The following is a 23305-nucleotide window of genomic DNA, read 5'->3' as shown; positions in this document are numbered from 1 at the left end:
TCGGGACGCCGGTCCGTACGTCCGGTGGTGTGGGGGGAGGGTCGGGCGGTTCGGTTCTCCTTCTACTCGACCGTCCCGCTTCCTCTGCGGCCGGAAGGCCCGTCGGGTGGTCGTCAGGAGTGCACCTTCGCTGGTGTTGATCAGCATGCCGACGGTGACCGGTGACCGGTGGCAGCGTGCCGGCGTGCGGCAGTGCGGACGGGGCGGACTGCGGGTCCCGGCATGTGAGCCATCTCATAGGCGCGGCCTGTCTTCGTCGTGCTGTGCTGCGGTGTCGGGAGTCGTTGTGGGCCGACCCATGCGGCCGGTGTCAGGTGGCCGGTCGGGGTGCAGGACGTCGGTTCTTCGGCCGGGCGGTGGTGGTGTGCGGGGTGGGGGTGCCCGGCAGAGCGAGTACGCCGCAATCGCAAAGACAGCGGCGACTTGCGTTCCCGGTTGCCGACCGGACCGGCGACTGTGCGCGTATGACCGGAGCGCTCCTGGCCGCGCCCGCCTGACAGCGCCGATCCACGCCTGATCTCGGGCTTCTGTGGCAAGAACGAGGAACTGGACGAGGCGATGGCCACGTTCGCCGGGACGTACGCCTGCATGGAGGCGGGCCATGCGGAGTTGGTGACGGCGGTGCGGAGTGGGCGTCGCGGGGAACCGGGGGTTCGAGGGAGCGGGGGAGGCCCGCTCCCTGTGCGGAAACTCGTGCCCTGTTGTCTGGCCGGCACATGAGCCTGGCCCGCCCCCGTCGTGTCATACGCTGGTCCGGTGACGACGCCCGAAGCCGAACAGAGCGAGTCCGTGTCCGCTGCCGAGGAGCCGGTCGCCGAGGGTGGCGGCTCCGGCGAAACCCCGGATGCCGGGGCGGACGGCGCCCAGGCGCGTCCCGAGGAGCGGCTGGAGCGGGCCGTGCGGGCCGCCGAGCAGGCGTTGATCGAGTACGAGATCGCCCTGGAGACCTTCCGCGTCGAGGTCGAGAACTTCTCGCGGCTGCACCACCAGAGGCTCGGGCCGATGTACACACGCCTCGACGAACTGGAAGCGGAGATCGCCGAGGCGAAGGCCGCTCGCACCAGTGACCCCGAGGACATACGCCACGCCCACGAGGCACGCGCCCGGGTCATGCCGATGCCGGGCGTCGAGGAACTGTTCCACGGCTGGATGGACTCCGACGGCCTGTTCCCGGAGGCCCAGGCCATGCTGACGGACCTGCCCGTGCGGCCCCCGCAGCGCGTCCGCCCCAGCGAGGAGGCGCGCAGGCTCTACCGGGAACTCGTCCGCAAGGCCCACCCGGACCTCGCCCAGGACGAGGACGAGCGCACGCGGCGCGATGAGTTCATCGCCCGGGTCAACGCCGCATACGCCCGCGGTGACGAGGCCCTGCTGCAGGAGCTCTCGCAGGAGTGGGCCGCCGGGCCCGCCCCCGCGGACCGCAGGCCGAGCCCCAGCGAGGACCTGTACGCCCGCCTCGAATGGCTTGCCCAGCGCAAAGAACTGCTCACACTCGTCGCCCGGGAGCTGGAGGAGAGCGCGATCGGCTCGATGCTCCGGCTCGCCCCTGACGACCCCGACCGTCTCCTGGAGGAGATCGCGGAGCAGCTGCTGGCCCAGGTCGCGCAGAAGGAAGCCGAGCTGGAGGCGCTGCGCGGCTGAGCCGCCGCGTACGGCATCCATCAGGCCCCAGCACGTCCGCGTAGGCGTCGGGTAGCGTCGGAGTATGCATTTCGGAGCTGGTGTGCCCACGGTCGAGGTCGCGGACCTCAAGGACGGCGATTTTCTGCTGGACGTCCGCGAGGACGATGAGTGGCAGGCGGGTCACGCCGAGGGGGCGTTGCACGTTCCCATCAGTGAATTTGCCGCGCGATACGGCGAGTTCACGCAGGCGGTGCCGCAGGACGGACGGATCCATGTGATCTGCCGCTCCGGTGGCCGGTCGGCCCAGGTGGCGATGTACCTGGTCCAGCAGGGCATCGACGCGGTGAACGTCGACGGCGGCATGCAGGTGTGGGCCGCGGCGGGTCGCCCTGTCGTGGACGCCAAGGGCGAACCGGGCTCCGTGCTCTAGCCCACGAGGCCCGGTCGAAGTCGTCGGCGACGACGCCTGTGGTCAGCGCGGGACTGGGTACTTCGTCTGACGCGGCCCAGGCGAACGGGGCCTTCGCCGCTGTGACCCCCGCTTGCTGCTCCCCGCTGAAGGTGGCGCTTCGTTGAGGAAGGGGCGGCCGTTCGGGCTGGTGCATCGGCAAGGGAACCGCCGGACGATATCCGTCGGCGGAGTCCCCTCACCGGTCGAAGTCCAGCTTCACCGTCTCCGTCAGCGGATGCGACTGGCATGCCAGTACGAATCCTGCGTCGGTCTCCTCCGGTTCCAGTGCGAAGTTACGGTCCATCCGTACCTGACCTGAGACCAGGAAGGCCCGGCAGGTCCCGCACACGCCGCCCTTGCAGGCGTAGGGCGCGTCGGGCCGGTTGCGCAGCACCGTCTCCAGCAGCGACTCGCCGTCGTGGACCGGCCAGGTTCCGCCGCGTCCGTCGAGCCGCGCGGTCACCGTGCTGTGCGCGGGGGACGGCATGGACGGTGCGGTCACAGTGTCGTCCACGTGGAAGATCTCCTCGTGGATAAGGGATCGCTGCACCCCGAGCCCGCGCAGCGCCCGTTCAGCCGACTGCACCAGCCCGAACGGCCCGCACAGGAACCAGCCCGCAATCCTCTCCACCGGCAGCATCGTCGGTAGCAGCCCGGACAGCCGCTCCTGGTCGAGCCGCCCGGACGGCAGGCCCGCCTGCTGTTCCTCCCGGGAGAGCACGGTGACCAGCTGGAACCGGTCGGGGAAGCGGTCCTTCAGGTCGGCGACTTCCTCCAGGAACATCGTCGAGGCGGACGTCCGGTCGCTGCGGATGAGGCAGAACCGTGCCCCGGGCTCCCTTGCCAGCAGAGTCGCCACGATCGACAGTACGGGCGTGATTCCGCTGCCGCCCACCACGGCCGCGTACAGCCCCGGTGCGGGCTCCAGCGTGAACCGTCCCGCCGGGGTCATCACCTCCAGCTCGTCGCCGACGGCGATCTCCTTGAGCGCGTACGGGGAGAAGGCACCTCCCTCGACCAGCCGCACCCCGACCCGCAGGGTGCGCGGCCCCTCTTCGTCCGGCGCCGGTGCGGGGGAGCAGATCGAGTAGGTGCGCCGTATTTCCGTGCCGTCGGCAGTGCGGCGCAGGGCGAGGTGCTGGCCGGGCGTGTGCCGGTACTCCTCGCGGAGCGCGGGCGGGACGGCGAAGGTCAGGGCCACGGAGTCGTCGGTGAGCCGGTCGATCGCGGTCACCGGGAGCAGGTGGAACCGGGCCATCACAGCTCCTTGAAGTGGTCGAACGGTTCGCGGCAGTCCAGACAACGGCGCAGGGCCTTGCATGCGGTGGACGAGAAACGGCTCAGCAGTTCGGTCTCGGCGGACCCGCAGTACGGGCAGCGCACGGGGTCGCCCGGCGCAGGGGAGCCGGCGACCGTACGTGTCGGGCTCAGCTCCACCGCCACGGGTCCGGACGCCTGCGGGTGGCGTATGCGTGGTGGCGCGATGCCGAACTCCCGCAGTTTGCGGCGGCCTTCGGCGGAGATGTCGTCCGTCGACCAGGCGGGGGTGAGCACCGTGCGGACGACGACCTCGCGCATGCCGTGCTGGTGCAGTACCCGCTCTATGTCCAGGGACATCGCCTCGAGCGCGGGGCATCCCGTGTAGGTCGGGGTCAGCTCGACCTCCACCGCGTCCGTGCCGCGCACATGGACCGCCCGTAGGACGCCCAGCTCCCCCAGAGTGAGCACGGGCAGCTCCGGGTCGGGGACGGAGCCGGCGATCCGGCGCAGTTCCTCTTCGAGGGCCGTGACCGTCACCATGACGCCCCCGGGTGACTGCGGTGCAGATGCTGCATCTCGGCGAGCATCCGCCCGAAGGATTCGGTGTGCAGTCCCTGCCGTCCTGCGCCCGCGGTCCACGCCCCGGACTGCGGCCCCTCGGGGACCTCCAGGGTGGCGCGGCGCAGTACGTCGCCCACCGTCTCCAGCCAGGTGGCCTTCATCCCGGCCCAGTCGACATCGACGCCTTCGACCGGCTGGAACATCTCTCCCGTGAACCGCCACAGTGCCTCGCACGCGCGGCGCATCCGCTCATGGCTCAGGTCCGTGCCGTCGCCGAGTCGCAAGGTCCACTGCTCGGCGTGGTCCTGGTGGTAGGCGACCTCCTTGACCGCTTTGGCCGCGAGGCCCGTGAACTCGCTGTCTCCGGCGGCGAGCTGGGCGTAGAGCAGCCGCTGGTAGGTGGAGAAGTACAGCTGGCGGGCGATGGTGTGGGCGAAGTCGCCGTTGGGCTGTTCGACCAGTTGCAGATTGCGGAAGGCGCGTTCCTCGCGGAGGTAGGCCAGTTCGTCCTCGTCGCCCGCCAGGGACAGCAGCACCCGGGCCTGGCCCAGCAGGTCCAGTGCGATGTTGGCGAGGGCGACCTCCTCCTCCAGCACCGGAGCATGGCCGGCCCACTCCCCCAGGCGGTGCGAGAGCACCAGGGCGTCATCGCCGAGGGCCAGGACGGCCCCGGTGCGCACGGTGACGGTCACAGGTGCTTCACCCCTTCCGGGATCTCGTAGAACGTCGGGTGCCGGTAGGGCTTGTCGGCGGCCGGTTCGAAGAACGGGTCCTTCTCGTCAGGGGAGGACGCGGTGATCGCGGCGGACGGCACGACCCAGATCGAGACGCCTTCGCCGCGCCGGGTGTACAGGTCGCGGGCGTTACGCAGGGCCATTTCCGCGTCCGGGGCGTGCAGACTGCCCGCGTGGGTGTGCGAGAGGCCGCGGCGCGAGCGCACGAAGACCTCCCACAGAGGCCAATCCTCGGTCGTCATCGTCACGCCTCCCCGCTCATGCCGGCCTGTTCCGCCGACGGTCCGACGGCAACGTCGGCGTGGCCGTCGGCCGCACCTGTCGCGCCGTTGTGCTTCGCCGCATACGCCGCGGCAGCCTCCCGTACCCATGCGCCCTCGTCGTGCGCCTGCCTGCGCTGGGACAGCCGCTGCTCGTTGCAGGGGCCGTTGCCCTTGAGGACCTCCCAGAACTCCGTCCAGTCGATGGGGCCGAAGTCGTAGTGCCCGCGCTCCTCGTTCCATCGCAGATGCGGATCGGGGAGGGTGAGGTTCAGCGACTCCGCCTGCGGGACGCAGATGTCCACGAAGCGCCGGCGCAGGTCGTCGTTCGAGTGCCGCTTGATCTTCCAGGCCAGCGACTGCGCGGAGTGCGCGGACTCGTCGTCGGGCGGACCGAACATCATCAAGGACGGCCACCACCAGCGGTCCACCGCGTCCTGCGCCATGGCGTGCTGCTCCGCAGTGCCCTGGCTGAGGGCCAGCAGCAGCTCGTACCCCTGGCGCTGGTGGAACGACTCCTCCTTGCAGACGCGGACCATCGCGCGCGCGTACGGGCCGTAGGAACAGCGGCACAGGGGCACCTGGTTGGTGATCGCGGCGCCATCCACCAGCCAGCCGATGGCGCCGACGTCCGCCCAGGTCAGAGTGGGGTAATTGAAGATCGACGAGTACTTCTGGCGGCCTGTGTGCAGCTTGTCGAGCAGATCCTCGCGGCTGGCGCCGAGCGTTTCCGCGGCGCTGTACAGGTACAGCCCGTGGCCCGCCTCGTCCTGGACCTTGGCCATCAGGATCGCCTTGCGGCGCAGTGAGGGCGCGCGCGTGATCCAGTTGGCCTCCGGCTGCATGCCGATGATCTCGGAGTGTGCGTGCTGGGCCATCTGCCGGATCAGGGAGGCGCGGTAGGCGTCGGGCATCCAGTCGCGCGGTTCGATGCGCTCGTCGGCCGCGACGGCGGCGTCGAAGACGGCCTCGTATCTCGCCGCGTCAGCCTCTGCCATGTCGTCCGCGCGGGCCGTCCGGTGCGCTGCTGCTGTCGCCATGCGGTCCCCCTCGGTCACTCACTGTCACCCGACCGATCGTTCGGTCCGGTCGATTCCATGGTGGGACGAGCTGCGTAGGGTGTCAACCGCTGTGGACAACCTCCGAGCCGCTGTCCGGCCGCTGTGACCATCGGGCTGTGCGGGGCGGCTGGGCCTGAGTACCGTTCCCGGTGCGAACGCCGCTGTGCACTGCGAACGGGTGATGCGCCCCGAGCGGCCCGTGGCGCAGACAGCAGGCAGACAGAGCCCGGTGGCGCCGGGGCCACGGGAAGCTCGGGAGACGGGGCGGGATGGACGCGTACGACGAGGGACCGGGTGCCCGGCGAGAGCCGGGCGGCTTGGACGACCCGGCGCCCCCGCTGCCCGAGGGCGCCGCGAACGACATCCCCGGAGATCCGCCGCGCGCGGGGGCCGCAGGCTTGCCGGACAGGACGGGTCCCGCCCCTGATGCGCCGGCCCCGTCCGGGCCCCTGCCCGTTCCGGCGGCCCAGCAGCCGGAACCCGCCCCCCGCACTGGCATAGCCGCCCTCTCCCTGCCCTACCAGATCGCCGCCGCGCTGGTGCTCGCGGTGGTCGCCGTCGTCGCCTGTGTGCACCTCGGCATGGTGTTCCTGCACGTCGCCCCCGCGAACACGGTCACCAAGGAGCACGGCAAGGCGATCGACGACTGGATCTACCCGGAGTTCGAGCAGAACTGGAAGCTGTTCGCGCCCAACCCCCTGCAGCAGAACTTCGACGTCCAGGTCCGTGCCGAGATGCTCGCCGGGGACGGCGGCGAGCGGACGACCGGCTGGTACGACCTGTCCGCGCTGGACGGCGCCGCCATCGCCGGCAACCCGCTTCCGAGCCACACCCAGCAGAACGAGCTGCGCCGTGCCTGGGACTTCTACGTCGCCTCGCACGACGGCGAGAACCGCCCCCAGGGCCTGCGCGGCGCCCTGTCCGAGGGCTATCTGCGCCGCGTCGTCGTGTTGCGCCTGGGTCGCGAGCACCCCGCCCGACACGGCGAGACCGTCCAACGCGTCCAGGTCCGCTCCCGCACCACCAATGTGCCGTCCCCCCGGTGGAGCCACGAGCAGGTCCCCACCACGCCCGTGTACCGGCAGCTGCCCTGGTGGTCGCTGCCCGAGGGTGAATGGGCGGGGGCAGGCGCCTGATGAACCGCATCGCCCGGCCCGTCACGCACGGCATCGCCCGCGTCACCGAGGCCGCCCTCGGCCCGTACCAGACCGCGGTCGTCCGCATCGGCTTCGCCGCCACCTGGCTGCTGTTCCTGCTGCGTGAGTTCCCGCACCGGCAGGAGATGTACGGACCCGACGGCCCCTGGAGCTGGGACCTGGCCCGGCAGCTCGTCGCGACCAATCACGCCTTCACGGTCCTGATGTGGTCCGACAGCCGGGTGTGGTTCGAGGCGGTGTACCTCCTCGCCATGCTGTCGAGCGTCCTGCTGCTGGTCGGCTGGCGTACCCGCACGATGTCCGTGCTGTTCATGGTGGGCGTCCTGTCGCTGCAGAACCGCAGCGTCTTCTTGGGGGACGGCGGTGACAACGTCATCCATCTGATGGCGATCTACCTGGTGTTCACGCGCTGCGGGCAGGTGTGGTCGCTCGACGAGCGGCGCGCCCGGCGCGCTCGCGCGGCATGCGCGCGGGGCGAGCGGCCCCGTCCGGACCGGGTGGGACCGGCCCTGTGGGGTGCGCTCGGCTTCGCACTGGCACTGGCGGCGGGCGCGGACCGGATGAGCAGCGGCTGGCTGACGCTGTTCTGGGGGCTGTGGGCCATGCAGGGGCTGTGGTGGTACCTCGGTCGGCGCGCCCTCCACGCGGAGCCGCGCCTCCTGCTGGACGTCGTCGCCAACCTCGTCCACAGCGCCGCTCTGCTGGTGATCATGGCCGAGGCGTGTCTGATCTACTCGACCGCCGGCTGGTACAAGGTCCAGGGATCGCGCTGGCAGGACGGCACCGCCGTCTACTACCCGCTGCACCTCGACTACTTCTCGCCCTGGCCCGCTCTGTCCGACCTGCTGTCCTCGCACGGTGTGATCGTGCTGCTGGTGACGTACGGGACGGTCGCCGCGCAGGTCGCCTTCCCGTTCACCCTGCTCAACCGGCGGGTGAAGAACGTGCTGCTGGCCTTCCTCATGACCGAGCACGTGGTCATCGCCGTGGTCCTCGGGCTGCCGTTCTTCTCGCTCGCGATGATCGCAGCGGACGCGGTGTTCCTGCCGACGTCCTTCCTGCGGCGGCTGGGCGGACGGGTGGCACGCGTGTGTGGGCGGCCGGCTGCTGCGCGCGCACACCGAACTCCGCCCGCCCCGCGCGGGCAGCAGCCGCCTACCGGGGAGGCGGCCGGGCACACGCAGGTGGGCTCGAGGGCATGAGCCCCGCGTGGGCTGTTTGCTGCGAGAGGTGTCGCCGCACGGCGTGGGCCCGCACAGCCCCCGGCGTGAGCCGCGCAGGGACCTCACGGCCCGCATGGCCTGCGGCGCACGTAGGCTGCAGGACATGACGGACCCGTCCCGCAGCACCGACCCGCTGAGCATCTGGCACAGGCTCGCCGACACCTCGGTCCTGCTCGACGGCTTCCACGCGCTCAAGCACGCGCTGCGCTTCGACGCGCGCGTGCCCGTCGCCGTCACCACCGACCGGCGGGCTGCGCTCGCCCTGGCCGATGAACTGGCCCCCGACGTACGGGACGCCCTGGACGTGCTCCTGACGGAGGTCCCGGAGGCCGCGTACCGCACACTCGTGCCGCGCCCGCATCCCACCGGGGTCGCCGCCCTGGCCGTGCGCCCCTCGCGCGAGGCCAATCTGGAGACCCTCCGGCGCACACCCCGAATCGCCCCGGTCGTCGTCCTCGACAACCCGCGCAACCTCGGCAACGCGGGGGCGGTGATCCGGCTCGCGGCCGGCTTCGGCGCGACCGGAGTCGTCACGACCGGCACGCTCGACCCCTGGCACCCCACGGTTGTCCGCGGCGGGGCCGGGCTGCACTTCGCCACCGCCGTGGAGCGGTTGGCCGTGGCCGAGTTGCCGCCGGGCCCGGTGTTCGCACTGGACCCGGAGGGCGACGACATCCGCGGGCTGAAGCTTCCGGACGACGCCGTGCTCGCGTTCGGCTCCGAGCGCACCGGTCTGTCCGCCGATCTCCGTGCCCGCACCGACCACCTGGTGTCGCTGCCGATGCGCCCTCAGGTCTCCAGCTACAACCTCGCGACCAGCGTGGCCATGACGCTGTACCACTGGAGCGCCACCGGGGGCGCACCGGCCTGAGCCGCGTTCACGCCTCCCGGCGCACCTCCACCACCCGGAAGCGGTTCGCCACGAACGCCCCGTCGCACAGGGCCGCGTTGGCCGCCGGGTTGCCACCCGAGCCATGGAAGTCGGAGAAGGCGGCCGTCTGGTTGACGTACACCCCGCCGGTCAGGTTCAGCGAGAGCTGGGCACACTCCTCCAGGCAGACCTCCTCGACCGCCCGCCCGACCTCCTCGGAGACGGTGTACGCCCCGACGGTCATCGCGCCCTTGTCCCTGATGGTGCGCCGCAGCAGCTCCACCGCGTCCTGGGCCGAGTCGACTGCGACGGCGAAGGACACCGGGCCGAAGCACTCGCTCATGTAGGCGGCCTCCGCGTCCGGCTTGGCGCCGTCGAGCTTCACGATCAGTGGCGTGCGGACGACCGCCTTCGGGAAGTCCGGGTTGATGATCTCCCGTGAGACCAGGGCGACTTCGCCGAGCCCGGCGGCCGCCTCCAGACGGGCCTTGACGCCCGGGTTCACGATCGCGCCGAGCAGGGCGTTCGCGCGCGCGTCGTCGCCCAGCAGGCCGTCGACCGCCCGCGCGAGATCGGTGACCAGCTCGTCGTACGACTTGGGGCCCTCGTCGGTGGAGATGCCCTCCCGAGGGATCAGCAGGTTCTGCGGGGTGGTGCACATCTGGCCGCTGTACAACGACAGGGAGAAGGCCAGGTTCGACAGCATCCCCTTGTAGTTGTCGGTCGACTCCACGATCACCGTGTTGACGCCGGCCTTCTCCGTGTACACCTGGGCCTGGCGGGCGTTGGTCTCCAGCCAGTCGCCGAACGCCGTCGAACCCGTGTAGTCGATGATCCGGATCTCCGGGCGCACGGCCAGGGCCTTCGCGATGCCCTCGCCGGGGCGCTCGGCGGCCAGCGCCACCAGGTTCGGGTCGAAGCCCGCCTCCGCCAGCACCTGACGCGCCACCTGCACGGTGAGCGCGAGCGGCAGCACCGCGTGCGGGTGGGGCTTCACCAGGACCGCGTTGCCCGTGGCGAGGGACGCGAACAGGCCCGGGTAGCCGTTCCACGTCGGGAAGGTGTTGCAGCCGATGACCAGCGCGATGCCGCGAGGGACGGGCAGAAATGTCTTGGTGAGGGCCAGCGGGTCGCGCTTGCCCTGGGGCTTGCTCCACTCGGCGGTGCCGGGCGTGCGGACCTGCTCGGCGTACGCGTACGCCACCGCCTCCAGGCCGCGGTCCTGTGCGTGCGGGCCGCCCGCCTGGAACGCCATCATGAAGGCCTGGCCGCTGGTGTGCATGACCGCGTGCGCGAACTCGTGCGTCCGGTCGGCGATGCGCTTGAGGATCTCCAGACACACCACCGCGCGCGTCTCCGCGCCCGCGTCGCGCCACGCCCGCTGTCCCGCGCGCATGGCGGGCAGCAGGACGTCGACGTCCGCATGGGGATAGCTGATCCCCAGCTCGATCCCGTACGGCGACACCTCGTCGCCGGTCCAGTCGTCCGTGCCGGGCTGGCCGAGGTCCAGACGGGAGCCGAGGAGGGCGTCGAAGGCGGCTTTGCCCGCCGCGGCGTCCAGGCTGCCGTTCTCCCCGTAGGCCTTGGGGTGCTCGGGGTGCGGGGACCAGTACGCGCGAGTCCGGATCGCTTCCAGTGCCCGGTCGAGGGTGGGCCGGTGCTGGGCGATCAGCTGGTGCGCGGTGAGTTCGGCGGCCATGCGGGACCAACTCCTCGTCTTGTGAGCTCTCCCTTGAGCTCGTGACCTGGGCAGGAACAGCCGGACAGAGTTAGAGTAACCGAACGATCGGTCGGGACAAGGGGGTCCGCCGCATCTGTGGAACACGTCGTGCGGGAGGATCGCGCACATGACAGCACTCGACCTCAGCAGCCCCGTGGCCGTCGTCGGCAGCGGCACCATGGGCCAGGGCATAGCCCAGGTCGCGCTGGTCGCGGGCCACCCGGTGCGGCTGTACGACGCCGTGCCCGGGCGCGCCCAGGAGGCGGCCGGTGCGATCGGCGCCCGCCTCGACCGGCTCGTCGAGAAGGGCCGGCTCAGCGGTGCCGAGCGGGACGCGGCCCGTGCCCGCCTGCTGCCCGCCGAGAGCCTGGCCGAGCTCGCGGACTGCTCGCTCGTCGTCGAGGCGGTCCTGGAGCGCCTCGAGGTGAAACAGCAGCTGTTCAGGGAGCTGGAGGACATCGTCGGCGACGACTGCCTGTTCGCCACCAACACCTCGTCCCTGTCCGTGACCGCCATCGGCGGGGCCCTGCGCAACGCCGGCCGCTTCGTCGGCCTGCACTTCTTCAACCCGGCGCCGCTGATGCCGCTCGTGGAGGTCGTCTCCGGGTTCGCCACCGACGTCACATCGGCCACGCGCGCGTACGAGACGGCCCGCGCCTGGGGCAAGACGCCGGTCGCCTGCGCGGACACCCCCGGGTTCATCGTCAACCGCGTCGCGCGGCCCTTCTACGCCGAGGCGTTCGCGGTCTACGAGGCACAGGCCGCCGCCCCGGCCACCATCGACGCGGTCCTGCGCGAGTCGGGCGGCTTTCGGATGGGCGCCTTCGAACTGACCGACCTGATCGGGCAGGACGTCAACGAGTCCGTCACCCGCTCGGTGTGGGAGTCCTTCTTCCAGGACGTGCGTTTCACGCCCTCGCTCGCCCAGCGGCGGCTGGTCGAGTCGGGCCGGCTCGGCCGCAAGACCGGACAGGGCTGGTACGCGTACGGGGACGGCGCCGAGCGTCCCGAACCGCACACCGCGGAGAAGGCGCAGGCGCCCGCGTACGTCGTCGCAGAGGGCGACCTCGGCCCCGCCTCCGAACTTCTTGCGCTGATCCGCGAAGCGGGCATATCCGTGCGTGAGGATGAGGAGGACCACGGGACGCGCCTGATACTGCCGAGCGGCGGGCAACTGGTCCTCGCCGACGGACAGACCTCCGTGGAGTTCCGCGACGTCGTCTACTTCGACCTGGCGCTCGACTACCGCAAGGCGACCCGCATCGCCCTGTCCGCCTCCCAGGACACCGCCCCGCAGACCCTTGCCGAGGCCACCGGGCTCTTCCAGGCGCTGGGCAAGGACGTCAGCGTCATCGGGGACGTGCCCGGCATGATCGTCGCCCGTACGGTGGCCCGGATCGTCGACCTGGCGCACGACGCCGTCGCCAAGGGTGTGGCCACCGAGGAGGACATCGACACCGCGATGCGCCTGGGCGTCAACTACCCCCTCGGTCCCCTCGAATGGAGCCGCAGGCTCGGCCACAGCTGGGCCTACGACGTCCTCGACGACCTGCACCTGCGCGACCCCTGCGGACGGTACGCCCCATCCCTCGCGCTCTACCGCCACGCGTACGCCTCCGAGAAGCGGGAGGGCACCTCATGACCACGGCCAAGCGCGACACGTACACCCCGGAGAGTCTGCTCTCGGTCGCCGTACAGGTCTTCAACGAGCGCGGCTACGACGGCACGTCCATGGAGCACCTCTCCAGGGCGGCCGGCATCTCCAAGTCGTCGATCTACCACCACGTCGCGGGCAAGGAGGAGTTGCTGCGCCGCGCGGTCAGCAGGGCGCTGGACGGCCTCTTCGGGATCCTCGACGAGGAGCACGCGCGCGGGGGGCGTGCCGTGGAGCGGCTGGAGTACGTCGTGCGGCGCATGGTCGAGGTGCTCACCGCCGAACTGCCGTACGTGACACTGCTGCTGCGCGTGCGTGGCAACACCGGCACCGAGAGGTGGGCCCTGGAGCGGCGCCGCGAGTTCGACCACCGGGTCGCCGGGCTGATCAAGGCGGCGGCCGATGACGGGGACGTGCGCGCCGACGTGGAGGTGCGACTCGCGACGCGGCTGGTCTTCGGGATGATCAACTCGATCGTGGAGTGGTACCGGCCGGACGGGCGGGGCATGGGGGAGCGTGAAGTCTCCGACGCCGTCGTGCAGTTGGTTTTCTCGGGGCTGCGCAGGGACCAGTGAGGCCGGGCGGTTCGCCCTTCGGGGTCAGCCTTCCGGGTCCAGGTCTTCCTCCTCGAAGACCAACAGCGTGCGTGTGCTGAGCACTTCGGGGATCGCCTGCAGCCGGGTGAAAACCAGCTCGCGCAGTGCCCTGTTGTCGGGAGTGTGCACCAGCAGCAGCACGTCGAAGTCGCCGCCCACCAGGGCGATGTGGGAGGCACCGGGGAGCATGCGCAGCTGGTCGCGGACCGTGCGCCACGAGTTCTGCACGATCTTCAGGGTGATGTACGCCGACGTGCTCTGACCCGCGCGTTCGTGGTCCACACGGGCCCCGAAACCGCGGATCACGCCGTCCTCGATGAGCCGGTTGATCCGCGCGTACGCGTTGGCCCGCGAGACGTGGACACGCTCGGCGACCGACCGTATCGAGGCGCGGCCGTCCGCCTGGAGTATCTGCAGGATGTCCTGATCGATGGCGTCGAGGGGGCGTGGGGGCGGTGTCAGAGGGCCGTGCTCCGACGGCTCGGCCATTTGTTCAGGTGCCATGTCCCCCCACCTCTCTACCATGGACGTACTGCGTCCATCTCAGGTTGTGGAGAACCGTTTGTCCACAGCCTGAAGGCACCTGTAGCCAAAATGTGCCGTCGACCGAACAATCGGTAGGTGAGGCGCATCACTCCCGTGGCGCGCCAGAAGCCGCTCCCACGAGGAGGTGCCGTCATGACGGTCATGGAGCAGCGGGGTGCCTACCAGCCGACCCCGCCGCCCGCCTGGCAGCCCCGCACTGACCCCGCTCCGCTGCTGCCCGACGCGCAGCCGTATCGCGTACTCGGCACCGAGGCGGCCGCGAAGGCCGACCCCGAGCTGCTGCGTCGGCTGTACGCCCAGCTGGTACGTGGCCGCCGGTACAACGCGCAGGCGACGGCGCTCACCAAGCAGGGCCGTCTGGCCGTCTACCCCTCCAGCACCGGGCAGGAGGCGTGCGAGGTCGCCGCGGCGCTCGTCCTCGAGGAGCGCGACTGGCTCTTCCCCAGCTACCGCGACACGCTTGCCGCCGTCGCCCGCGGCGTCGACCCCGTCGAGGCCCTGACGCTGCTGCGCGGCGACTGGCACACCGGCTACGACCCGTACGAACGCCGTGTGGCGCCCCTGTCCACCCCGCTGGCCACCCAGCTCCCGCATGCGGTGGGCCTTGCGCACGCCGCGCGTCTGAAGGGCGACGACGTGGTCGCGCTCGCGATGGTCGGCGACGGCGGTACCAGCGAGGGCGACTTCCACGAGGCCATGAACTTCGCCGCGGTCTGGCACGCACCGGTCGTCTTCCTCGTGCAGAACAACGGCTTCGCGATCTCGGTCCCGCTCGCCAAGCAGACCGCGGCGCCCTCCTTGGCCCACAAGGCCGTCGGCTACGGCATGCCGGGCCGTCTGGTCGACGGCAACGACGCGGTGGCCGTACACGAGGTCCTCGGCGAGGCCGTACGGCACGCGCGCGCGGGCGGCGGCCCCACACTCGTCGAGGCGCTGACGTACCGCATCGACGCTCACACCAATGCTGACGACGCGACCCGCTACCGCGGCGAGGACGAGGTCGAGGCCTGGCGCGATCACGACCCGATCCTGCTGATGGAGCGGGAGTTGACGGAACGCGGGCTACTGGACGAGGACGCCGTACGGGCCGCGCAAGAGGACGCGGAGGCGCTGGCGGCGGACCTGCGGACGCGTATGAACCAGGACCCGGTGCTCGACCCCATGGATCTCTTCGCCCATGTGTACGCACAGCCCACCACTCAGCTTCTGGAGCAGCAGGCCCAGCTGAGGGCGGAGCTGGACGCGGAGGCCGCAGGGCCGGAAGGAGCCGGGCGATGACGACCGTTGCCCTCAAGCCGGCCACCATGGCGCAGGCCCTCACGCGTGCGATGCGCGACGCTCTGGCGGCCGACCCGTCCGTGCACGTCATGGGCGAGGACGTCGGCACGCTCGGCGGCGTCTTCCGGATCACCGACGGGCTCGCGAAGGAGTTCGGCGACGACCGCTGTACGGACACGCCGCTGGCCGAGGCGGGCATCCTGGGTACCGCTGTCGGCATGGCGATGTACGGCCTCAGGCCGGTCGTGGAGATGCAGTTCGACGCCTTCGCCTATCCCGCGTTCGAGCAGCTGGTCAGCCATGTCTCGCGCATGCGCAACCGCACGCGTGGCGCTATGCCGCTGCCGATCACCATCCGCGTCCCCTATGGGGGAGGCATCGGCGGCGTCGAACACCACAGCGACTCCTCCGAGGCGTACTACATGGCGACTCCGGGGCTCCATGTCGTCACGCCCGCGACCGTCGCCGACGCGTACGGGCTGCTGCGCGCCGCCATCGCCTCCGACGACCCGGTGGTCTTCCTGGAGCCGAAGCGGCTGTACTGGTCGAAGGACGCCTGGAACCCCGAGGAGCCCGAGGTTGTCGAACCCCTGGGCCGTGCGGTGGTGCGGCGCCCGGGCCGCAGTACGACGCTCATCACCTACGGCCCGTCGGTGCCCGTCTGCCTGGAGGCGGCCGAGGCGGCGCGTGCCGAGGGCTGGGACCTTGAAGTCGTAGACCTGCGCTCCCTGGTGCCGTTCGACGACGAGACGGTGACCGCCTCCGTGCGGCGTACGGGCCGGGCCGTGGTGGTGCACGAGGCGACCGGGTTCGGCGGGCCGGGCGGGGAGATCGCCGCACGCGTGAGCGAGCGCTGCTTCCACTATCTGGAGGCGCCGGTGCTGCGGGTGGCCGGGTTCGACATCCCCTATCCGCCGCCGATGCTGGAGCGGCACCATCTGCCGGGCGTCGACCGGATCCTGGACGCCGTGGGGCGTCTGCAGTGGGAGGCGGGGAGCTGATGGCGCAGGTGCTGGAGTTCAGGCTGCCGGACCTCGGCGAGGGGCTGACCGAGGCGGAGATCGTCCGCTGGCTGGTGCGGGTCGGGGACGTGGTCGCGGTCGACCAGCCGGTCGTCGAGGTGGAGACGGCCAAGGCGATGGTCGAGGTGCCCTGTCCCTACGAGGGCGTGGTCACGGCCCGATTCGGTGAGGAGGGCACGGAACTACCCGTCGGCGCACCGCTGTTGGCAGTTGCTGTCGGCGCCCCCGCGGAAGCGGCCGCGGAGCCCTCCGGGAACGTGCTGGTCGGGTACGGCACTTCGGCGGCCCCGGCCCGACGCCGCCGGGTGCGGTCGCCTCAGCCGGGTGTGCGGCTCGCGAACGCGGCAGCGCGGGAGGCCGAACCCGCCGGAGTGGTGGCCCCAGCCGCCCTCGGTACCGCCTCGGCCGCCGCGGTACCGGCGTCCGCAGTCCCGTCCCCCCCGCCCCACACGGCCGTCCCGCAGCCCGCGGCTCTCGGCCGGACACCCCACGAGGCCGACTCCGGGCAACCCGACGGGCCCGTCCCGGTGATCTCCCCGCTGGTGCGCCGGCTCGCCCGTGAGAACGGTGTGAATCTGCGGCAGCTGGCGGGCTCGGGACCCGACGGGCTGATCCTGCGGGCGGATGTCGAGGATGTCCTCAAGGCGACCCGCGGACGGCCGGCAGGCACCCCAGCGGTCACGGCGACCTCGCCGTCCGCGGCCGGACCCATGGCGAACTCCCACACGCCGGGAGCACCTGCCACCACGCCCGAGGCGGCGTCCGTGGCCGGAGCGGACACCGGCACGCGCGGGGTGAGCGGATCCGGCACCCGGGTCCCGCTCCGCGGAGTGCGCGGGGCCGTCGCCGACAAGCTGGCCCGGAGCCGGCGCGAGATCCCCGACGCGACCTGCTGGGTGGACGCCGACGCCACGGAACTCCTGCACGCGCGAACGGTCATGAACGCCACCGGAGGTCCCAGGATCTCCCTGCTCGCGCTGCTCGCTCGCATCTGCACCGCCGCGCTCGCCCGCTTCCCCGAACTCAACTCCACCGTCGACATGGAGGCCAGGGAGGTCGTCCGACTCGACCGGGTGCACCTCGGGTTCGCCGCGCAGACTGAGCGGGGGCTCGTCGTCCCCGTCGTACGGGACGCGCACACGCGGGATGCCGATTCGCTGACCGCGGAGTTCGCGCGGCTGACCGAGGCGGCGCGCGCCGGAACCCTCACACCGGGGGAACTCACCGGCGGGACCTTCACGTTGAACAACTACGGAGTGTTCGGCGTCGACGGCTCCACACCGATCATCAACCACCCCGAAGCGGCCATGCTCGGTGTCGGCCGTATCGTCCCCAAGCCCTGGGTGCACGAGGGCGAGCTGGCGATACGGCAGGTCGTGCAGCTCTCGCTGACCTTCGACCACCGGGTGTGCGACGGCGGCACGGCGGGCGGCTTCCTGAGGTACGTGGCGGACTGCGTGGAACAGCCGGCGGTGTTGCTGCGCACACTCTGAACAGGTAGCGGTGCCCGGGCACCCGCCGAACGTGCGAGGGAGCCGTCGCCCAGGGCCGAGGTGTGCGTTGATCCACACGGCGCCCATACTCGGGGCATGACCGCGTATGAGCCGCCCGCCGACCCCGGCGCCGAGGTGTACGACGCCATCGTGCTCGCCGGTGGTGCCGCCCGGCGGCTCGCCGGGGCCGACAAACCCGGTGTGCGTGTCGGCGGGCGGGCCCTGCTCGACCGCGTGCTGGCGGCCTGCTCCGGCGCGGCCACCACGGTGGTCGTGGCCGAGCGCAGGTCCACCGTGCGCCCTGTGGTCTGGGCCCGCGAGGAGCCGCCGGGCGCCGGTCCGGCCGCCGCGCTCGACGCGGGCCTGCGACGGACCACGGCGGCGCACGTGGTCGTGCTCTCCGCCGACCTGCCGTTCCTGGAGCAGAGGACGGTGCGACGGCTGCTGGGCGCCCTTCGGGCGAGCGCTGCAGAAGGCGCACTGCTCACTGATCCCGAGGGCCGCGACCAGCCGCTTGTCGCCGCCTACCGGAGAACCGCGCTGCGCCGGGAGCTGGACCGGCTGGCCACCGGGAACCCCGGCCATTCCCGCTGCGGTGGGCGCGATGAAGGCGCCGGGCAGAGCGGGCTCACCGGTCTTCCGCTGCGGCGCCTGGTCACCGGCCTCGACCTCACCCGTATCTGCGACCCCGTCGCATCCTTCGACTGCGACACCTGGGACGACATCGCCACTGCCCGGTCACGTATCAGGGAGCATGTGCACGTGCTGGATGAATGGATTTCCGCAGTCAAGGACGAGCTGGGCATCGACCTCGACATCGACACCGGTGCCCTGCTCGACCTCGCCCGCGATGCCGCGCACGGTGTCGCACGCCCCGCGGCCCCGCTGACGACCTTCCTCGTCGGCTACGCCGCCGCGCAGGCCGGGGGCGGACCCGAGGCGGTCGCCGAGGCCGCCCGTAAGGCCGTCGCGCTGGCCGTGCGCTGGGTGGACGAGGGCGCCGCCGAGTCCCAGCCGGACGCCGGATGACCCGTCGGGGCGTCCCGGGACGCCCGGACACCGAGGAACGCGGCGTGGAGGAGGCCGTGGCCGTGGCCGACGACAGCGGCGGGCCCGGCCGTCGGCAGGAGGTCCGCCCCGGCCGCCGGTCCGAGGAGCAGCACGACCTCGACTTCGAGGAGGCCCTCGCGCTCGTGCGGGACCCGGGCCCGCGCACCACGCGGTACCCCGGCATCCAGGACCTCGTTCAGGAGCACTCCACCACGTCCACGTCCGGGCACCACGCTCGCCACAGGGCCACCCCTTGGCCCGAGGCCCGCACCGTAGCCCGGCACGCCGCACGGTCAGTGCCGCGGCGCGAACCCGTCGGCGTCCCTCTCGACGCCGCCCTGGGCCTGGTGCTCGCCGCGCCCCTGACCGCACTCACCGACCTCCCCTCCTTCGACACCTCGGCCATGGACGGCTGGGCCGTCGCGGGTCCCGGACCCTGGGCCGTACGGGGAGAGGGGGTCCTTGCCGGGCACGCGGAACCTGCGCCCCTCGGGGACGGCGAGGCGGTGCGGATCGCCACCGGAGCGCGTGTCCCGCCGGACACCACGGCCGTCCTGCGCAGCGAACACGGGCGCACCGACACCAAGGGGCGGCTGCACGCCACCGTCCCCCAGGCTCCGGGCTCCGACCGAGCAGCGGGGACCCCCACGGTCGCGCACGGGCAGGACATCCGGCCCCGCGGCCAGGAGTGCCATGCCGGTGACCAGCTGCTTCCCCCGGGCACCCAGGTCACCCCGGCCGTGCTGGGGCTCGCCGCGGCCGCCGGGTACGACAGCCTCCGCGCGCTGCCGCGTCCGCGCGCCGAAGTCCTGGTGCTGGGGAACGAGCTGCTGACCCGGGGGTTGCCCGAGGGCGGTCTGATCCGGGATGCGCTCGGCCCGATGCTGCCGCCGTGGCTGCGCGCGCTCGGCGCGGACGTGGTCGCCGTCCGCGGACTCGGTGACGACGCCGCGGCGCTGCACCAGGCGGTCACGTCCTCCACGGCTGACCTGATCGTCACCACCGGCGGCACGGCTGCGGGGCCCGTCGACCATGTCCACCCCACTCTGTGCCGCATGGGCGCCGAGTTCCTCATCGACGGCGTGCAGGTGCGCCCGGGGCACCCCATGCTGCTCGCCCGCACCCGAGAGGACCAGCACCTCGTCGGACTGCCCGGCAATCCCCTGGCGGCCGTCTCCGGCCTGCTGACGCTCGCCGAACCGCTGCTGCGCACCCTGGCGGGCCGCGTCGCCCCGGAACCGTACATACTGCCGTTGAAGGACTCCGTCCACGGTCACCCGCACGACACGCGGCTCATCCCCGTCGCCGTACGCGACGATCGGGCCGTGCCGCTGCGCTACCACGGCCCGGCCATGCTGCGCGGCATCGCCGCCGCCGATGCCCTGGCGGTCGTGCCGCCGGGCGGTGCCCGCCCCGGAGAGGACGTGGAACTCCTCGAACTGCCGTGGGCGTTGACGGGGTGAGCGTGGACGGGTGAGTCAGATCGGGGAGTGTTTCACGTGAAACTTCCGGGCCGGGACGCCATCGCCCGACAACCGGACGAACAGCTCGTCAGGAGTCGGGTGAGACTCCCGAGGAAGGTCGTTCATCGGCCGATACAGCAGGTCGGCAAACGGCTGGCGATGGCGCTGCTCACCCTTGTCGTCACCGCCCTCATCGTCTGGGCGGACCGTGACGGCTACCACGACAGCTCAGGCCACAAGGTCAATCTGCTCAGCTCCTTCTATTACGCGACCGTCACCCTTTCCACGACCGGATACGGCGATATCACCCCGGTCAGTGACTCCGCCCGGCTCACCAACATCTTTGTCATCACGCCTCTGCGCGTGCTGTTTCTGATCATCCTGGTCGGCACCACTCTCGAGGTCCTCACCGAACGCACCCGGGAGGAGTGGCGGCAGAACCGCTGGAGGGCGGCTTTGAGGGACCACACCGTCGTTGTCGGCTTCGGCACCAAGGGGCGGTCGGCGATCCAGACCGTGTGTGCGACGGGCCTGAAGAAGGACCAGATCGTGGTGGTGGATCCCAGCTCCAAGGTCGTTGACGTGGCGGTTGCCGAGGGCTACGCGGGCGTGGTCGGCGACGGGACCCGCAGCGACGTGCTGCGGCGGGCCGAGGTGCACAAGGCGCGGCAGATCATCGTCGCCACGCAGCGGGACGACACAGCTGTCCTGGTCGCGCTGACCGCCCGTCAGCTCAACCGCGCGGCGAAGATCGTGGCGGCCGTACGGGAGGAGGAGAACGCGCCGTTGCTGAAGCAGTCCGGCGCCGACGCGGTGATCACCAGTGCCAGCGCCGCCGGACGGCTCCTCGGGCTCTCCGTGCTCAGCCCCGCCGCCGGCATGGTGATGGAGGACCTCATTCAGCAGGGCAGTGGGCTCGATCTGGTGGAACGGCCCGTCACCAAGGCCGAGGCGGGCCGTGGGGTGCGGGAGACGGACGATCTGGTGGTGAGCGTGGTACGCGGCCACCGGGTGCTCGGATACGACGATCCGTCCGTCGGCAAGCTCCAGTTGACGGATCGTCTGATCACGATCGTGCGGGCGTCGCCGGGTACCCGGGTGACACCGGACATCCGTCCGTTGCCACGGGACTGAGGCGCGCCCCGCGCGGCGTCCTGAGCGCCCGCTGTGAGGAGTAGCGTCCCCCTCATGTACGCGATCACGATTCCTGAACCCGGTGGGCCCGAGGCGCTGGTGTGGGCCGAGGTCCCCGATCCCGTACCCGCCGAGGGCGAAGTGCTCGTCGACGTGGTGGCCAGTGCGGTCAACCGCGCCGACCTCCTCCAGCGGCAGGGTCTCTACAGCCCGCCTCCCGGCGCGTCCCCGTACCCCGGACTCGAGTGCTCCGGACGGATCGCCGCGCTCGGCCCGGGTGTTTCGGGATGGGCGGTCGGCGACGAGGTGTGCGCGCTGCTCTCGGGCGGCGGATACGCCGAGAAGGTCGCCGTCCCGGCCGGGCAGCTGCTGCCCGTGCCCGACGGGCTCGATGTGCGGAAGGCGGCCGCCCTGCCGGAGGTGACCTGCACGGTCTGGTCCAACGTGTTCATGGTCGCCCATCTGCGCCCGGGCGAGACGCTGCTGGTTCACGGCGGCTCCAGCGGCATCGGCACGATGGCCGTCCAGCTGGCCAAGGCGGTGGGCGCGAGGGTGGCGGTCACGGCGGGCACCAAGGAGAAGCTGGAGCGCTGCGCGGAACTGGGCGCGGACGTGCTGATCAACTACCGCGAGCAGGACTTCGTGGAGGAGATCCGGCAGGCCACGGCCGGGGCGGGCGCGGACGTCATCCTCGACAACATGGGCGCGAAGTACCTGGACCGCAATGTCCAGTCGCTTGCGGTGAACGGTCGGCTCGCGATCATCGGTCTTCAGGGCGGTGTGAAGGGCGAGTTGAACATCAACACGCTGCTGCGCAAGCAGGCGGCGATCACCGCGACCTCGCTGCGGGCGCGGCCGCTCGGTGAGAAGGCGGCGATCGTGGCGGCGGTGCGGGAACATGTCTGGCCGCTGATGGCCTCCGGGCACGTCCGTCCGGTCATCGACCGCGAACTCCCGATGAGTGAAGCGGCCATGGGCCACCGGCTGCTGGACGAGAGCGGGCACATCGGAAAGGTGCTGCTGCTGACGCCGTGAGCCGCACGACGGTCGGTCCGCCGGCCTGCGCGGGGCGGTTCCCGTGGTGGCGCCGCCTATCCCCGTCGCAGCCGCAGGCCGAGGAGTATGAGCCCCAGTCCCAGACCTACGAGGATCAGGCCGCTCCCGAGAGGCAGGATCTCCAGGGTGGGTTTCGAGGCGGTGTTCTGCCGGTGGGGAGTGGCGGAGCCCTTCGGCGGAGTGGGGGAGTCCTCCACGGGGTCGAACGCACCGGCGGACGCGTCGGCGTTCGGGCGGGGATCGTCGGTGCCGAGGCCGGGGGCCGTGGTGTCGCGGTCCTCCGGCGTCATTGTCTCGTCCGACGGCGGTGTCGGGGCCTGTCCGGTGTACGGCGGGTCGTCCGTCTCGCCCTCCGTCTCGCTCTCTGGCTCGGGCTCCGGACGGCCGGGCCGTTTGCGCCCTTCACCGGCCCGGCTGCCGGCCAGGGAGCGATCGGGCGAGGGCTGGGCGGAGGAGGAGGATGCCGGGGGCCGCGCGGGGGCGGTGGGCGTCGTGAGTCCGGAGGAGGAGGCGCGCAGGGGCGCGGGGGACACCATGTGCCCGGAGGCCCGGGAAGGGGCGGCGGATGGCGATACGGACGAAGCCGTGACGGGCGCTGTGGAGGACGTGGCGGTGTCCGTCGGCCGGATGACGTACTTCGGCCGGCCGGCCGGGTGCGGGACCCGGACGCCGTACCCGGGCTGAACCGCATAGGTGGCGGGCCGGATGCCGGGCGCCGAACGTATCTCGTAGCCGGGAGGCACCCCGTACGCGGCGGATATGCCGCACGCGCCGATGACGGCTGTCGTGGTGAGGACCGGTGGCAGGACGGCTACGCGGAACAGACGCAACGTGGACGGCGTACCGGGCCATGGAGTCACGCGGGATATGCGGAACGTCGACGGTGTACGAAGCCATGGAGTCACGCGGGTGACCCCCTCCCGTGCTCGGGCGGCAAGATCAACGGCACCAGCGTCACACGGACCCCGGCGGCCGGCATCCCGGGCCGCACGGCCCGCGCGCCCGAGAGGGCCGCGGCGAACTCCCCGGCGAACTTCCCGGCGGCACTCTTCCGCCCCGTCCGCCACGGATACGGCCCCCTCGCCATGCCGC

The 23305-nt window shown here is 71.7% G+C and carries 22 protein-coding genes; 14 read left to right on the top strand and 8 right to left on the bottom strand.

What is annotated here, in order from left to right; all coding sequences use genetic code 11:
- Positions 1-756 precede the first annotated feature (756 nt).
- Positions 757-1641 (top strand): J domain-containing protein, encoded by an 885-nt coding sequence (locus BIV24_RS14150; protein ID WP_071366824.1) that lies wholly within the window; start codon positions 757-759, stop codon positions 1639-1641.
- An 82-nt stretch (positions 1642-1723) separates the two neighbouring features.
- A complete protein-coding gene (locus BIV24_RS14145; RefSeq protein WP_071366643.1) occupies positions 1724-2053 on the top strand; it encodes a rhodanese-like domain-containing protein in 330 nt (109 codons plus the stop codon).
- 217 nt (positions 2054-2270) lie between these two features.
- Here BIV24_RS14145 and BIV24_RS14140 read toward each other — a convergent pair whose 3' ends face one another.
- The 5 genes from BIV24_RS14140 to paaA are packed head-to-tail and all read right to left on the bottom strand — an operon-like array spanning position 2271 to position 5929.
- Positions 2271-3332 (bottom strand): 2Fe-2S iron-sulfur cluster-binding protein, encoded by a 1062-nt coding sequence (locus BIV24_RS14140; RefSeq protein ID WP_071366642.1) that lies wholly within the window; start codon positions 3330-3332, stop codon positions 2271-2273.
- Positions 3332-3874 carry a 1,2-phenylacetyl-CoA epoxidase subunit PaaD gene (paaD, locus tag BIV24_RS14135; protein ID WP_071366641.1) on the bottom strand — a complete coding sequence of 181 codons (543 nt, stop codon included), beginning with the start codon at positions 3872-3874 and terminating at the stop codon, positions 3332-3334. The genes BIV24_RS14140 and paaD overlap by 1 nt, the downstream gene beginning before the upstream one ends.
- The gene (paaC, locus tag BIV24_RS14130; RefSeq protein WP_071366640.1) at positions 3868-4587 is read right to left on the bottom strand and encodes a 1,2-phenylacetyl-CoA epoxidase subunit PaaC; all 720 of its coding nucleotides are present in this window, start codon (positions 4585-4587) and stop codon (positions 3868-3870) included. The genes paaD and paaC overlap by 7 nt, the downstream gene beginning before the upstream one ends.
- Positions 4584-4871, bottom strand: coding sequence for a 1,2-phenylacetyl-CoA epoxidase subunit PaaB (gene paaB, locus BIV24_RS14125; protein ID WP_071366639.1), 288 nt, complete (start codon positions 4869-4871; stop codon positions 4584-4586). The genes paaC and paaB overlap by 4 nt, the downstream gene beginning before the upstream one ends.
- A gap of 2 nt (positions 4872-4873) precedes the next feature.
- The gene (paaA, locus tag BIV24_RS14120; RefSeq protein WP_245766804.1) at positions 4874-5929 is read right to left on the bottom strand and encodes a 1,2-phenylacetyl-CoA epoxidase subunit PaaA; all 1056 of its coding nucleotides are present in this window, start codon (positions 5927-5929) and stop codon (positions 4874-4876) included.
- A gap of 290 nt (positions 5930-6219) precedes the next feature.
- Between paaA and BIV24_RS14115 the strand changes: the two genes are divergently transcribed.
- The 3 genes from BIV24_RS14115 (at position 6220) to BIV24_RS14105 (ending at position 9201) form a co-directional block, all read left to right on the top strand.
- Complete coding sequence (locus BIV24_RS14115; RefSeq protein ID WP_071366638.1) at positions 6220-7086, top strand: DUF5819 family protein; 867 nt, start codon at positions 6220-6222, stop codon at positions 7084-7086.
- The gene (locus BIV24_RS14110; RefSeq protein WP_071366823.1) at positions 7086-8309 is read left to right on the top strand and encodes an HTTM domain-containing protein; all 1224 of its coding nucleotides are present in this window, start codon (positions 7086-7088) and stop codon (positions 8307-8309) included. Before BIV24_RS14115 ends, BIV24_RS14110 begins: the two co-directional genes overlap by 1 nt.
- A 124-nt stretch (positions 8310-8433) precedes the next feature.
- Complete coding sequence (locus tag BIV24_RS14105; RefSeq protein WP_071366637.1) at positions 8434-9201, top strand: TrmH family RNA methyltransferase; 768 nt, start codon at positions 8434-8436, stop codon at positions 9199-9201.
- Between the two features lie 7 nt (positions 9202-9208).
- Here BIV24_RS14105 and paaN read toward each other — a convergent pair whose 3' ends face one another.
- On the bottom strand, positions 9209-10900 hold the full coding sequence (paaN, locus tag BIV24_RS14100; RefSeq protein WP_071366636.1) for a phenylacetic acid degradation protein PaaN: 1692 nt from the start codon (positions 10898-10900) through the stop codon (positions 9209-9211).
- Positions 10901-11048: 148 nt separating this feature from the next.
- On the opposite strand from paaN, the gene BIV24_RS14095 reads away from it, so the two are divergent.
- Together BIV24_RS14095 and BIV24_RS14090 are read left to right on the top strand one after the other, a co-directional pair.
- On the top strand, positions 11049-12563 hold the full coding sequence (locus tag BIV24_RS14095) for a 3-hydroxyacyl-CoA dehydrogenase (protein ID WP_071366635.1): 1515 nt from the start codon (positions 11049-11051) through the stop codon (positions 12561-12563).
- Positions 12560-13150, top strand: a complete 591-nt coding sequence (locus BIV24_RS14090; RefSeq protein WP_071366634.1) for a TetR/AcrR family transcriptional regulator — start codon at positions 12560-12562, stop codon at positions 13148-13150. The genes BIV24_RS14095 and BIV24_RS14090 overlap by 4 nt, the downstream gene beginning before the upstream one ends.
- A 24-nt stretch (positions 13151-13174) precedes the next feature.
- On the opposite strand, the gene BIV24_RS14085 is transcribed toward BIV24_RS14090, so the two are convergent.
- On the bottom strand, positions 13175-13660 hold the full coding sequence (locus BIV24_RS14085) for an Lrp/AsnC family transcriptional regulator (RefSeq protein ID WP_071366633.1): 486 nt from the start codon (positions 13658-13660) through the stop codon (positions 13175-13177).
- A gap of 189 nt (positions 13661-13849) precedes the next feature.
- Here BIV24_RS14085 and pdhA point away from each other — a divergent pair, with 189 nt between their 5' ends.
- The 7 genes from pdhA (at position 13850) to BIV24_RS14050 (ending at position 22192) form a co-directional block, all read left to right on the top strand.
- Positions 13850-14995 (top strand): pyruvate dehydrogenase (acetyl-transferring) E1 component subunit alpha, encoded by a 1146-nt coding sequence (gene pdhA / locus BIV24_RS14080; RefSeq protein ID WP_071366632.1) that lies wholly within the window; start codon positions 13850-13852, stop codon positions 14993-14995.
- Positions 14992-15996 (top strand): alpha-ketoacid dehydrogenase subunit beta, encoded by a 1005-nt coding sequence (locus BIV24_RS14075; protein WP_071366631.1) that lies wholly within the window; start codon positions 14992-14994, stop codon positions 15994-15996. The genes pdhA and BIV24_RS14075 overlap by 4 nt, the downstream gene beginning before the upstream one ends.
- Positions 15996-17510 (top strand): dihydrolipoamide acetyltransferase family protein, encoded by a 1515-nt coding sequence (locus BIV24_RS14070; protein WP_071366822.1) that lies wholly within the window; start codon positions 15996-15998, stop codon positions 17508-17510. Before BIV24_RS14075 ends, BIV24_RS14070 begins: the two co-directional genes overlap by 1 nt.
- Positions 17511-17606: 96 nt before the next feature.
- Positions 17607-18539 carry an NTP transferase domain-containing protein gene (locus BIV24_RS14065; protein ID WP_071366630.1) on the top strand — a complete coding sequence of 311 codons (933 nt, stop codon included), beginning with the start codon at positions 17607-17609 and terminating at the stop codon, positions 18537-18539.
- Positions 18536-20023: a molybdopterin molybdotransferase MoeA gene (locus BIV24_RS14060; RefSeq protein WP_079168256.1), complete on the top strand. Its 1488-nt coding sequence runs from the start codon at positions 18536-18538 to the stop codon at positions 20021-20023. Before BIV24_RS14065 ends, BIV24_RS14060 begins: the two co-directional genes overlap by 4 nt.
- A 36-nt stretch (positions 20024-20059) precedes the next feature.
- Positions 20060-21157 carry a potassium channel family protein gene (locus BIV24_RS14055; protein WP_071366629.1) on the top strand — a complete coding sequence of 366 codons (1098 nt, stop codon included), beginning with the start codon at positions 20060-20062 and terminating at the stop codon, positions 21155-21157.
- 54 nt (positions 21158-21211) lie between these two features.
- A complete protein-coding gene (locus tag BIV24_RS14050) occupies positions 21212-22192 on the top strand; it encodes an NAD(P)H-quinone oxidoreductase (protein ID WP_071366628.1) in 981 nt (326 codons plus the stop codon).
- Between the two features lie 56 nt (positions 22193-22248).
- Here the strand turns inward: BIV24_RS14050 and BIV24_RS34390 are convergent, their stop codons facing one another.
- A complete protein-coding gene (locus tag BIV24_RS34390; protein ID WP_177198716.1) occupies positions 22249-23073 on the bottom strand; it encodes a hypothetical protein in 825 nt (274 codons plus the stop codon).
- Positions 23074-23305: the final 232 nt, after the last annotated feature.

Source organism: Streptomyces colonosanans (genome assembly GCF_001866645.1).
GTDB lineage: Bacteria > Actinomycetota > Actinomycetes > Streptomycetales > Streptomycetaceae > Streptomyces > Streptomyces colonosanans.
This window is presented reverse-complemented; position numbering and strand designations above follow the sequence as displayed.

Coding starts and splice junctions, on each gene's coding strand:
- BIV24_RS14140 (WP_071366642.1), bottom strand. CDS start 3,332: ATGGCCCGGTTCCACCTGCTCCCGGTGACCGCGATCGACCGGCTCACC.
- paaD (WP_071366641.1), bottom strand. CDS start 3,874: ATGGTGACGGTCACGGCCCTCGAAGAGGAACTGCGCCGGATCGCCGGC.
- paaB (WP_071366639.1), bottom strand. CDS start 4,871: ATGACGACCGAGGATTGGCCTCTGTGGGAGGTCTTCGTGCGCTCGCGC.
- paaA (WP_245766804.1), bottom strand. CDS start 5,929: ATGGCGACAGCAGCAGCGCACCGGACGGCCCGCGCGGACGACATGGCA.
- BIV24_RS14115 (WP_071366638.1), top strand. CDS start 6,220: ATGGACGCGTACGACGAGGGACCGGGTGCCCGGCGAGAGCCGGGCGGC.
- BIV24_RS14110 (WP_071366823.1), top strand. CDS start 7,086: ATGAACCGCATCGCCCGGCCCGTCACGCACGGCATCGCCCGCGTCACC.
- BIV24_RS14105 (WP_071366637.1), top strand. CDS start 8,434: ATGACGGACCCGTCCCGCAGCACCGACCCGCTGAGCATCTGGCACAGG.
- paaN (WP_071366636.1), bottom strand. CDS start 10,900: ATGGCCGCCGAACTCACCGCGCACCAGCTGATCGCCCAGCACCGGCCC.
- BIV24_RS14095 (WP_071366635.1), top strand. CDS start 11,049: ATGACAGCACTCGACCTCAGCAGCCCCGTGGCCGTCGTCGGCAGCGGC.
- BIV24_RS14090 (WP_071366634.1), top strand. CDS start 12,560: ATGACCACGGCCAAGCGCGACACGTACACCCCGGAGAGTCTGCTCTCG.
- BIV24_RS14085 (WP_071366633.1), bottom strand. CDS start 13,660: ATGGCCGAGCCGTCGGAGCACGGCCCTCTGACACCGCCCCCACGCCCC.
- pdhA (WP_071366632.1), top strand. CDS start 13,850: ATGACGGTCATGGAGCAGCGGGGTGCCTACCAGCCGACCCCGCCGCCC.
- BIV24_RS14075 (WP_071366631.1), top strand. CDS start 14,992: ATGACGACCGTTGCCCTCAAGCCGGCCACCATGGCGCAGGCCCTCACG.
- BIV24_RS14070 (WP_071366822.1), top strand. CDS start 15,996: ATGGCGCAGGTGCTGGAGTTCAGGCTGCCGGACCTCGGCGAGGGGCTG.
- BIV24_RS14065 (WP_071366630.1), top strand. CDS start 17,607: ATGACCGCGTATGAGCCGCCCGCCGACCCCGGCGCCGAGGTGTACGAC.
- BIV24_RS14060 (WP_079168256.1), top strand. CDS start 18,536: ATGACCCGTCGGGGCGTCCCGGGACGCCCGGACACCGAGGAACGCGGC.
- BIV24_RS14050 (WP_071366628.1), top strand. CDS start 21,212: ATGTACGCGATCACGATTCCTGAACCCGGTGGGCCCGAGGCGCTGGTG.